10 protein-coding genes and 2 pseudogenes are annotated in these 10,156 nt (G+C 38.6%); 3 read left to right on the forward strand and 9 right to left on the reverse strand.

Annotated elements, in window-relative coordinates:
• A pseudogene (locus F6K23_RS32100) lies at positions 1-401 on the forward strand (AMP-binding protein); the annotation flags it as partial.
• Positions 402-446: 45 nt separating this feature from the next.
• Here F6K23_RS32100 and F6K23_RS32105 read toward each other — a convergent pair.
• The 3 genes and pseudogenes from F6K23_RS32105 to F6K23_RS32115 form a co-directional block, all read right to left on the reverse strand.
• A pseudogene (locus F6K23_RS32105) lies at positions 447-653 on the reverse strand (FG-GAP-like repeat-containing protein); the annotation flags it as partial.
• Positions 654-727: 74 nt separating this feature from the next.
• Entirely contained in the window at positions 728-859 is a 132-nt protein-coding gene (locus F6K23_RS32110) for a hypothetical protein (RefSeq protein WP_293163690.1), read from the reverse strand.
• 249 nt (positions 860-1,108) lie between these two features.
• The gene (locus tag F6K23_RS32115; RefSeq protein ID WP_293163693.1) at positions 1,109-1,495 is read right to left on the reverse strand and encodes a Spy/CpxP family protein refolding chaperone; all 387 of its coding nucleotides are present in this window, start codon (positions 1,493-1,495) and stop codon (positions 1,109-1,111) included.
• Positions 1,496-2,042: 547 nt separating this feature from the next.
• Here F6K23_RS32115 and F6K23_RS32120 point away from each other — a divergent pair.
• Both F6K23_RS32120 and F6K23_RS32125 read left to right on the forward strand, forming a co-directional pair.
• A complete protein-coding gene (locus tag F6K23_RS32120) occupies positions 2,043-3,197 on the forward strand; it encodes a sensor histidine kinase (protein ID WP_293163696.1) in 1,155 nt (384 codons plus the stop codon).
• A 549-nt stretch (positions 3,198-3,746) separates the two neighbouring features.
• The gene (locus F6K23_RS32125) at positions 3,747-4,391 is read left to right on the forward strand and encodes a response regulator transcription factor (RefSeq protein ID WP_293163699.1); all 645 of its coding nucleotides are present in this window, start codon (positions 3,747-3,749) and stop codon (positions 4,389-4,391) included.
• A 422-nt stretch (positions 4,392-4,813) separates the two neighbouring features.
• Here F6K23_RS32125 and cobI read toward each other — a convergent pair whose 3' ends face one another.
• The 6 genes from cobI to F6K23_RS32155 all read right to left on the reverse strand — a co-directional run bounded on the left by cobI (position 4,814) and on the right by F6K23_RS32155 (position 10,116).
• The gene (gene cobI, locus F6K23_RS32130; protein WP_293163702.1) at positions 4,814-5,539 is read right to left on the reverse strand and encodes a precorrin-2 C(20)-methyltransferase; all 726 of its coding nucleotides are present in this window, start codon (positions 5,537-5,539) and stop codon (positions 4,814-4,816) included.
• A gap of 246 nt (positions 5,540-5,785) precedes the next feature.
• Positions 5,786-5,941 (reverse strand): hypothetical protein, encoded by a 156-nt coding sequence (locus F6K23_RS32135; protein WP_293163705.1) that lies wholly within the window; start codon positions 5,939-5,941, stop codon positions 5,786-5,788.
• Between the two features lie 177 nt (positions 5,942-6,118).
• Positions 6,119-6,748, reverse strand: coding sequence for a precorrin-8X methylmutase (locus tag F6K23_RS32140; protein ID WP_293163708.1), 630 nt, complete (start codon positions 6,746-6,748; stop codon positions 6,119-6,121).
• A 69-nt stretch (positions 6,749-6,817) separates the two neighbouring features.
• Complete coding sequence (locus F6K23_RS32145; protein WP_293163711.1) at positions 6,818-7,915, reverse strand: hybrid sensor histidine kinase/response regulator; 1,098 nt, start codon at positions 7,913-7,915, stop codon at positions 6,818-6,820.
• The gene (locus F6K23_RS32150; protein WP_293163713.1) at positions 7,916-9,550 is read right to left on the reverse strand and encodes a response regulator; all 1,635 of its coding nucleotides are present in this window, start codon (positions 9,548-9,550) and stop codon (positions 7,916-7,918) included.
• Entirely contained in the window at positions 9,547-10,116 is a 570-nt protein-coding gene (locus F6K23_RS32155; RefSeq protein WP_293163715.1) for a response regulator, read from the reverse strand. Before F6K23_RS32155 ends, F6K23_RS32150 begins: the two co-directional genes overlap by 4 nt.
• Positions 10,117-10,156: the final 40 nt, after the last annotated feature.

The following is a 10,156-nucleotide window of genomic DNA, read 5'->3' on the forward strand; positions in this document are numbered from 1 at the left end:
GGGGTGGTTGGTTTCATAGTGGAGATTTGGCCGTGATGTATCCTGATGGTTATATGGAATTACGCGATCGCGCTAAGGATATTATTATTAGTAGTGGCACGAATATTTCGACTATTGAGGTGGAGAGGGTTATTTATAAACATCCGGCAGTTTTAGAAGTTGCGGTGATAGCTATTCCAGATGCGAAACGGGGTGAAGTGCCGAAAGCTTTTGTTACTCTCAAGTCTGATGTTAATGTGAAGGCGCAGGAAATTATTGATTTTTGTCGTCAGCATTTAGCGGTTTTTAAGATTCCGAAAGCGGTTGAGTTTATAGAGTTGCCAAAGACTGCTACGGGTAAGGTTCAGAAATATTTGTTGCGGGAGAAAGAGTGGGCCGGTTATGAAAAAAGGATTCACTAGAATTTAGAATTTAGAATTTAGAATTTAGAATTTAGAATTTAGAATTTAGAATTTAGAATTCTGAATTCTAAATAAGGAAGCACTGAGAACATCCACATCCCCATCTCCATCCACATCTGCTGCAAATACTGAAGTGGCACCATTAGCATTAGTAGAAATGGTCTGTTCTGTGAAGTTATTGCTGCCATCGTTGAGGTACAGGGCGATTTTGTCGTCTCCAAATGAAGCACTGAGAATATCCACATCCCCATCACCATCAACATCTGTTGCAAATACTTATCTGGCACCATTAGCAGTAGTAGAAATGATCTTCTCATTTGCTCCCACTACTTTAGATGACGGGTTAGTATTAGTCGATTAGATTGATAAGTAGTAAATACTAAACTTACTTTCTCTATATTCAACCATTGAATAAACTGTTGAGAACCGAGAATTTCAAATTGTGCTGTTTTTGACATTAGACATTCAAGAATTTAGAATTACCTCTGCTTGAACATCGGAAGTATTTTGCTTTCCTTTTTTTTAGCCATTCCATAGGACCGCTCTGTTCTAAAATCATACCCTAATTCATCAACCCCGAAAAATGCTCCTATCTCCCCACATTCCCCTCCTGGGAAAAGTTAGGGGTGGGTATTCTACTCTCCCACTCCCCCACTCCCCCACTCCCCTACTCCTCTACTTCCCTACTCCCCTACTCCCCTACTCCCTCACTCCTGACTCCTCCGTCCCCGCATTTGCATCTGTTGACGAAACTGCTCTCGTTGCTCTTCAGTTAAAATATCCGCCATTTGCTCGCGGGATGACTGCATAATTTCCCGCATCTGAGTTTTTTGTTCTTCAGAGAGATTTAACTGTTTCATTGCTCTGCGTGGACGTTGACCTTGTGAAGTTAAAGTTTGGAGCTGCTGCTGCTGTTCGGGAGTCAGAATATTTTGCATTTGAGCTTTGCTTTGCGCTCGAATTTCCTCCCACTGAGTTTTTTGTTCAGGACTCAGATTCAAATTTTTAGGATGGGCATCAACTTTTAAAGGATTAGCAAATAGAATAGTGGCAACGATGCCAAATAATAATAGAGAGAAAGATTGACGTTTCATTAGATTTATTTACAACTCCATGTATGAGGTGTTTACTATCTTAATCCTATAGGCGATCGCTCGAAAACAACCAGAGCTGAAAGTCCTAATTTCATCTAGGACTTTAGTCCTAAAATGCAGAAGGAAGAAGAAAGAAGAAAGAAGGAAGAAGGAAAATATTACGTTGTTGGAGTTTTAAGCTTTTGATATTTCCTAACTTTTCCTGCGACTGCTATAATTCAATGTGTCCCGAACTTTACTGATTTTAGGGTTTTAATAAAATTCCTTATCTTCGACATCTTCCCAATATTATTGCTATAGAAGCCTTCGGCACATTTGTATTAAAATCTCTGGCAAACAGGGAAAAATAGAACAAAATAACTCGGATAATAATTTCAAATCTTCTGTCTATTTTTTTGATTTTTTACAAAATATTTAGAGTGACTATAATTTCATTATGAGAAATGCTATATAACTAAATTAAATTATGAATATTTTCCCCAAAATAACTAAACACCCAATCCGTTTTTTACTCTGTTTAGAATGGATTTTGCTGATTATTATTGCCATGAGTGAAACTTTAAAATTCCCCCTCTATGGTGGTCGGCGGAGAATACGAGATATTCACACAACAGAAGTTTCTAATTCACTCTCGATAAATCTTTTTTTACTGTTAGTATTTAGCCTGATGGGACTATTTTTACCTATCAATAAATCCCGCTCAAATAAAATTATTTATACTGCTGTCGAAATTGGTTTAATTATTTTAATGTCATTCCTGAGTAATTTGCGTCTATCTCCAATATTATGTATAATTTTGGTGATTCGAGATTGTTTTATATTTGAAAGAAAACAAAATTTAATTATTAATATATTTGTTTTTTCTTTATACACATTTATCCAAATTCAAAGATTACATAAGCTCACAAGATTACCATTATTTGCTAGAGAAAGATTTATCTTAGTTCTATTAAGTTCAATAATTTTATTTGGATTAGTAATAGTTTTCTTGCAATTATTAGTAAAAGCAATAATGTCAGAACGAAAAAGTAGAGAACAATTAGCAATTGCCAATGAAAAGCTAAGACAATATGCCCTGAAAATAGAAAATATTGCTGCTCTAGAAGAACGAAATCGGATTGCCAGAGAAATTCACGATTCCCTAGGGCATTATTTAACAGTTTTAAATGTTAGTTTAGAAGCAGCTTGGAAACTGAGAAAATCCGAACCACAAGAATCAATAGAATTTTTAGCAGATGCTAAACAACTAGGCTCAAAAGCATTAAATGAAGTACGTCAGTCAGTAGCAACTCTACGGTCTAACTGGTGGGAAAATCAATCATTAGAATCAGCGATCGCTACTTTAATAGCAGATTTTCATAAATCTACTGGCATTTTACCCACTAGCAATATAAACCTCAATTATTCTCCTGATAATGAATTAAAAATTGCTGTTTATCGTATAGTTCAAGAAGCATTAACTAATATTTATAAATATGCCGAGGCAACCACCGTAGAAATTAATATTTTTACCACAAAAAAATTACATTTAATCATTCAAGATGATGGCAAAGGATTTAATTTAAGCCAAAATACTACTGGTTTTGGTTTGCAGGGAATGCAAGAACGTGCCTTGGCATTAGGAGGTAAATTTGAGATTCTTACCTATCCTAATACAGGATGTAAAATAATTGCTGAGTTTCCCTTAATTCGTATAAACTAATATCATGTCTCTTTGAATATAGCATTTCTCAATAAATTTGAGGTACACTGCCAGAGATCCCCCCTAATATAGAATCCGGGTAATTAGTTATCGTATTACTGAGGAGTAAGGAGTAAGGAGTAACGAGTAAGGAGTAACGAGTAAGGAGTAACGAGTAATATCAAATCCAGTTGAATACTTAATTGTATTGTTGGGGGAGATGGGGAGATGGGGAGATGGGGAAATTGAATAATGAACATATACTATATAACCGGATTCTATATAACCCCCCTTGATAAGGGGTACTTCCGGTTTCCCCCCTTAAAAAGGGGGATTTAGGGGGATCGTTGATGTACCTCACCAGGATGAAAGTTGAAAAAGGAAGAAAAGAAGAAAAGAAAAGTAGATAAGGATACTAAAAATTTGCCTTTCCTCTTCTACAAATCCTCAGCAATTGTAGACATCACGAGTGAAATTTAGGGTATTAAACTTATACTCTCTTCAAAAGTAAATTTATCTATTCTAGCTGCTCTCGACTCCCTATCCCCTTAGATAAAATTGGTATAAATTATGATTAAAGTATTATTAGTCGATGATGAAAATTTAATCCGCCGTGGATTAAAAGCTTTATTAAAGTTAGAGAATTATTTGCAAATAATAGGAGAAGCCGAAAATGGAGAAATGGCAATAAATCAAGTAGAAAGTTTACAACCAGACGTAGTTTTAATGGATGTGCGAATGCCAATAATGGATGGAGTAGCAGCAACTAAAGAAATTTGTCAGCGTTTCCCAGAAGTAAAAATATTAATATTAACTACATTTGACGACGAGCAATATGTCACCCAAGCATTGAGATATGGAGCAGCAGGATATTTACTAAAAGATACTCCCTCAGAAGAATTAGGTCAGGCAATTAAAGCTGTATTTAAAGGTTATACACAACTAGGACCAGGCATAGGTAAAAAAGCCATTTCTCAAATGGTAGTTCCTGTTAGTAACCTTCCCCAAAATTGGCAAGAATTAACACCAAGAGAACAAGAAATTTTAAAATTAATTGCTTCTGGTGCAAATAACCGAGAAATAGCTAAAACTCTCTATATTTCTGAGAAGACTGTCAAAAATCATATCACTAATATTCTCAGGAGGTTAAATTTACGCGATCGCACTCAAGCTGCTATTTTTGCCCATTCAATTTTATCTGGACAAGGTCAGTAGAGGAATCAGGAGTCAGGAATCAGGAGTCAGGAGTTATATCATGTCCGGTTGAACAGTTATAAATAAACGACTGATATCATGTCCGGTAGCATCGGTATTGTATAGCAAAGGTAGGCAACAGCTCCGGAAGGCAACAGGCAGGAAGCAGGAAGGCTATTAAGCAAGAAAAAAACTTAAATTTCCTGTAGATATTAACGCTAACTTTTAAACAAACGATATCAACGGACATGATATGAGGAGTCAGGAGTCGTAGGGGCGAATGGCCATTCGCCCCTACAGGAGTTAGGAGGGAAGAAAGAAGAAGGAAGAGGAAGAACAGGAGAAGTAAAGAGAAAGTTTTTTGGTCGCGGAGCGCGGAACGGAGTTCTATCACGCTCTTATCCGGACATGATATTATATCAAATCCGGTAGCATCGGTGTAATTAGATGGTGAGTAGTCCCCTACTCCCTAACTCCATTTGACTGGGAATCAAAATCAAAGACCAATAAGGAACATCCCCTTGTTCAACCTCAGTAATGTCAACAATTCGCTGATTTGATTGAGTTGCCCTTTCAATATAAAGTGCCCTATGCAATAATCCTAGGCGATCGATAACCCTACGGACTTTGGTAAAATGCCTCCCTAATTTAATGATAACCGCCGCATCAACAACAGCAAGGCGATCGCTCAAAGTAATTTCATCCAAAGTAGCAGGTATAATACTCAAGACATCATTGCCATAAGTAATTGGCACACCCAGCATAGCAGCACTTGCCATTGTAGAAGAAATTCCCGGTACAATTTCAGTAGGAAACTGTCTAGAAAGTCGTTGAAAAAGATACATAAATGAACCATAAAGCATTGGTTCCCCTTCACACAACACCGCCACATCTGTCCCAAATTTTAGGTATTCCGCAATCTTTTCAGCAGCTATATCATAATAAGGTTGTGACGATCGCTTCACATCAAACGGTAAAGACATAGAAATTTCTATCCGATCGGGAGGAATAAAGTCCGAGACGATCGCCCGTGCTAAAGCCTTTCCATTTTCAGAAATAGGGTAAGCAATTACCGGAACAGTAGTCAAAATGCGGTGTGCTTTCAAAGTCAGCAACTCTGGGTCGCCAGGTCCAATGCCTAATCCATACAGTCGTCCTAATTTTGTCATATCAAATCCGCTTATAGCAGTTTTCATTAACATAAAATACAGAGATTTTGGCTTAAAGTCAGAAGGCAGAAGGCAGAAGGCAGAAGGCAGAAGGCAGAGGGCAGAGGGCAGAAGGCAGAAGGCAGAAGGCAGAAGCTTTTTAGTCTACCTTTGTGAAAACCGCTATAATAATGTTCCATCTCCCCTACTCCCCATTCACTAAAGTCAAAAGTTAAAAGTCAAAAGTCAAAAGTTAAAAGTTAAAAGTTAAAAGCGATATTTTATATCAAATCCGTTTAATTCGGTATAAAAAAATGTTCCATCTTCAACCATTACCAAATATTTCTCGATCTCCCCATCTCCCCATCTCCCCATCTCACCATCACCCCATCTCACCATCTCACCATCACCCCATCTCACCATCACCACATCACCCCATCACCCCATCACCCCATCACCCCATCACCCCATCACCCCATCACCCCATCACCCCATCACCCCATCACCCCATCACCCCATCTCACCATCTCACAATCACCCCATCACCCCATCTCACCATCTCACAATCACCCCATCACCCCATCCCCCCATACCCCCATCTCATAGCTCGCTCTCCTTTGCTAAAGCATTCACTGCCGCAGCAGCGATCGCACTACCTCCACGTCTTCCATGGAGAGTAATAAATGGAACTCCTCGACTATTTGCTGCCAGTTCAGCTTTTGATTCCGCTGCACCCACAAATCCCACAGGAAAGCCTAAAATTAGAGCAGGTTTTGCCATTCCCTCATCCAGCATTTCTAGTAAGTGAAACAGTGCCGTCGGTGCATTGCCAATGGCAATAACAGAATTATTGCTCAGAGGTTTCCATAATTCTATCGCTGTTGCAGAGCGAGTATTGTTAATTTGTAGAGCCATTTTAGGTACTTCTGGGTGATTAAGAGTACAAATAACTTCATTGTTAGCTGGCAACCGATGACGGATAATTCCATTAGCTACCATTTGAGAATCACACAGAATTGACGCACCATTAATTAATGCGGCACGTCCTACTTGCACTGCATCTTCTGAAGCAACTAAGTCTTCTACAATATTTGTCATACCGCAGGCATGAATCAATCTAACTGCAACATGAGCTAAATCCTGAGGAAATCTTTCTAGGTTAACTTCGGAGCGAATCATGGCAAAAGATTTGCGATAAATTTCTGCACCATTGCGAATGTAATCAATCATTTTCCTGTAAATAAAATGTCAAGTATTTTCCACCGAGGAGAAAGAGACCGGATATATTTCATTTTCTTCTTAATTGCCTACTGTTTTTTCATTAGACTTCAGAATGATTTCAAAGATGGCTCCTTGGGGTTGGTTGCTTCTAACACAAATTTGGTCTCCATGTGCCTCAACAACCATTTTGCAAAAGGCTAAACCCAATCCTATTTGGGAAACATTAGACATCATAGTTCCAATCTCGTATTTCTCAAAAATCTTTTGTCGTAATTTTTCTGGAACGCCTGGACCGTTGTCGAACGCCTGAATTCTGTAATCTCCAGATTTGAGTAATTCCAAACTCAGGATAATTTTACTGTTATGTGGGGAAAACTTAATAGCATTTGAGATGAGATTATCCAACACTCTATGATACAGAGTGAAATCAATAGCAACTTTTTTACCGGGAGTTTCTGGGAGTTGACTAACTAGAGACTGATTTTTTTGTTCAGCGACCGCTTCAAAGTTTGAAATAGCAGACTCGATCAAACTACATAGTTCTACCTGTGTGCGGTTGAGACGAATTTGACCAGATTCTAGTAAAGCCATTTTTAATAAATCATCAATTAATACTTGTAATGTTTGTGCTGACGAATAAACTTGATTTAGTTTAAGGTTTTGCTTATCTTGAGGATAATTAGGATTTTTCAAAAGTTCTAAACCAAACAAGATAATAGTCAAAGGATTTCGTAAATCGTGAACGACCATTTTTACCATATCTTCCCGTAATTTGAGCATAGTTTGCAAGTTATCATACTGGTACTTAATTCGTAGCATGGAGCTAACTCTCGCCCTCAGCTCAATGGCATTAACAGGTTTACTAATGAAGTCGTCAGCTCCAGCATTTAGACAATTTGCTAAATCTGACTTTGCACTTAATGCCGTTACCATAATAATGGGAACAGCTTGCCATGCTGACATAGCTTTAATTTGCCGACAAACTTCAATACCATCAATTCCCGGCATCATCACATCAAGTAAAATCAGGTCTGGGTTGTAGGTTTCTAGATTTGCGATCCCCTCTTCACCACTGGCAGCATAATACAACTCATAGTCTTGGTCGCTCAAAAGAGCTTCAATCACATCAAAATTATTAGGCTCATCATCAATCACTAAAATAGACGGTAAATTCATTTATTTTGTGTTTAAAAGTTTTTGAATCGTGGTTGCCAACTGTTTTAGTTTAACAGGTTTGCTCAAGTAATCATTAGCTCCAGCGGCCAGACAACGTTCTCGATCGCCCACCATCGCTAGAGCAGTCAGTGCCACTATCGGTACATCGACCAAGTTAGGAATACAACGAATCTGCTCTATGGCCTGGAGGCCATCTATCTTTGGCATTGAAATGTCCATCAGAATCAGATCGGGGTTTTCCGACTGAGCGAGGGTAATTGCTTCCTCTCCATTCTGAGCCAGCAGAATTCGATAGCCTTTAGCTCTCAGATAGCTCGAAACTGTACTAATATTTACTTTGTTATCTTCTGCCAGCATAATTAATGGCGATATTTGCTGTTGAGGCTGAATCAGTTCAATGCTAGCTTCAGGCTGCAGTTCCAATTCGTTGGAGGTGTCTATTGTCAAAGTGTCAGGAAGGTCGATGGTGAAGCAACTACCAACCCCTATTTCACTGGTAACTCCCACTTGCCCACCGTGATGCTCAACAATACGTTTCACTAAGGCAAGCCCTAAACCTGTCCCTTGATAGTGGCGATTTAGAGAACTATCAATTTGGACAAAAGGTTTAAATAGTTTTTTGAGGTTTTCTGGAGCAATGCCAATGCCAGTGTCAATAACAGCAATTCTTAGGAATTTTTGGAATTTATTGGCCTCTGGGTTGAACTGCTGGCGATTGACCTGGACTTCTAAGGAAATACGGCCCCCATCTGGGGTAAATTTGACAGCATTATTGAGTAGGTTGATTAAGACTTGGCGGATGCGTCGTTCATCCACGAATAACTCAGGCAGGTTTTGGGGCAGTTTCATTTCTAGTTGAATGCATTTCTTTTCAGCAAGTTGTTTGATGAAGGCTAGACTACCTTGACAGAGAGAAGAAACTGTAGTGATTGTAAAGTTCAACTCTAGCTGACCCGATTCAATTTTGGCAATATCCAGAATGTCGTTAATGAGTTCTAATAGATGGTTTCCACTGCTCTCAATTGTTTGTAGAGCTTTCATTTGTTGCTCATTAACGCTGCCAAATATCTTTTCTTGCAGCCCCTCTGTGATGCCAAGAATTGCGTTTAGGGGAGTACGAAGTTCATGACTCATGTTGGCGAGAAATTGGTTCTTCGCCATGTTTGCTGTTTCGGCACTTTGCTTTGCTTGCTCTAATGAAAGGACCTTTAGGGCAACTTCTTGTTCTAAGTTTTGAGTCAGACTTCTTAACTGCAAATGAGTTTTAACTCTGGCGAGGACTTCTTGCTCTTGAAATGGCTTGGTAATGTAATCTACTGCCCCTAGCTCAAAGCCTTTAATTATGCTTTCTGTATCTGATAAAGCTGTGATAAAAATTACAGGGATATTCCAAGTCCTATGATTGGATTTGAGTTTTTTACAGATTTCAAAGCCATCCATATCGGGCATTGTGATGTCTAATAAAATTAAATCTGGTAATTTTCGCTCTAGTTGTTTGAGCGCTCGTTTTCCACTGTTGGCAATTGCCACGTCATATCCTACTGTACTGAGTGTTTCTGAAAGGATATCTAAATTGGCTATTATATCATCAACGATTAAAATAATCCCTGTTTGTTTTGCTAATTCTTTATTCATGGCTTGGGAGAGTTTAGATACTGCTTATAATTAAGGTGCTTTTGAATTAATATTTCAATTTTTTCTGTTTGAAATTGCTTTGCCAGTTGTGAAATTTGCTGGGTAAAGGGCAGATAGCGATCGCTCTTTTGCCCAATTTTTTCAGCCATTTTTACTAGCTTGAGCAGTAAGCCATCCTGGGCCAACTCAAATAGAATTTGTAAATCCTCTAGTGGCGGTGCAACTATTTCGGGACTATCACTCAAGATGATAGCAGAAGTTGAGACTGACTTAATTGTTTGATATTTCCAAGTCACTTGTAGATGGTTAGTAAGTAGAGAGAATATTTCCTCAGCATTTACAGGTTTGGGTAAAAAATCATCACCTCCTGCATCTATGCTCATTTGTCTATCTATATCTGATACTGAAGCAGATGAGATAATTACAATTATATGTTTCAGGGCATTATCGTTACGTAATTGTTTCAGCATGTCAAAGCCATTCATCTCAACGTTGGTTGGAGACCCGCGCTCTCCCGTAGGGGAGCGTCGTCCGCGAAAACCAATCAATGTTGCGCTTTCACACATAATCTGTTAAACTGTAAAAGCAAATTAAGTAAACAGTAGA

This window comes from Okeania sp. SIO2C9 (assembly GCF_010672455.1).
In the GTDB taxonomy this organism is placed as follows: Bacteria; Cyanobacteriota; Cyanobacteriia; order Cyanobacteriales; family Microcoleaceae; genus Okeania.